The sequence below is a fragment of the Rhizorhapis sp. SPR117 genome (genome assembly GCF_021742065.1).
The window spans coordinates 1-844 of record NZ_JAKKIE010000211.1 but is presented as its reverse complement, the minus strand read 5'-3'; the positions used below and the strand labels follow the sequence as shown (position 1 = coordinate 844).

1 pseudogene is annotated in these 844 nt (G+C 57.8%); it reads right to left on the bottom strand.

The features are described from left to right. Positions 1 to 83: 83 nt before the first annotated feature. A pseudogene (locus L3X40_RS22015) lies at positions 84 to 721 on the bottom strand (IS5 family transposase); the annotation flags it as partial. Between the last annotated feature and the right edge of the window lie 123 nt (positions 722 to 844).

The window sequence follows — 844 nt, the reverse complement described above, 5'->3', positions numbered from 1 at the left end:
CTAAGGCGTGTGGACATTTAGCGCATAGCGATCTTCAGGGCCGCAAGGTTGATCATGGCGCGGTAGCTCTGATCAGTTTTCTCGTATCGGGTAGCGATGCGCCGGAATGTTTTGAGGCTACAGAAGAAGTTCTCGACGAGGTGCCTCCAGCGATAGGCATGGAAGTCGCAGTCGATTTTTTGCTTCCGGTTCGATTTGGGAGGGATCACCACTACAGCGCCCCTTTCGTTCAGTTCGGTACGCAACCAATCAGCGTCGAACGCCTTGTCGCCGAGGAACATATCGAATTCGACGTCCTGGATCAGCGGTTTCACCCCGACGAGGTCGTGGCTTTGGCCCGGAAGCAGAACGAAACGGGCCAAGTTTCCCAGCGCATCTACCAGCGCCACGATCTTCGTGGTTAGACCGCCGCGCGACCGTCCGATCGCCTGACGGTGAGTCCCCCCCTTGCGCCGGTGCCCTGCTGGTGGACCCGGACGATCGTGCCGTCGATCATGGCGTATTCAAAATCACGGTCGCCCGATAATTGCTCAAACAGAAGGTCGAAGACCCCTTTCACCGCCCACCGACGAAAACGACGGAAACAGGAGTTCCAGTTGCCGAAGCTCTCCGGCAAATCTCTCCATGGCGCTCCGGTCCCAGCAACCCACAAAACCGCTTCGAGAAATCTACGATTGTCCGCAGCCGAACGGCCTCGGTCCCCAACTTTACCGGGAAGCACGGGGCGAACCCGCTCCCACTGCTCGTCGCTTAATCCGTGTCGATCCAAGATGGCGCTCCCTTCGCCAGTCTTGAATCCGATCCGCGCGGAAAAAGGAATCCCTTAAATGTCCACACGCCTTAG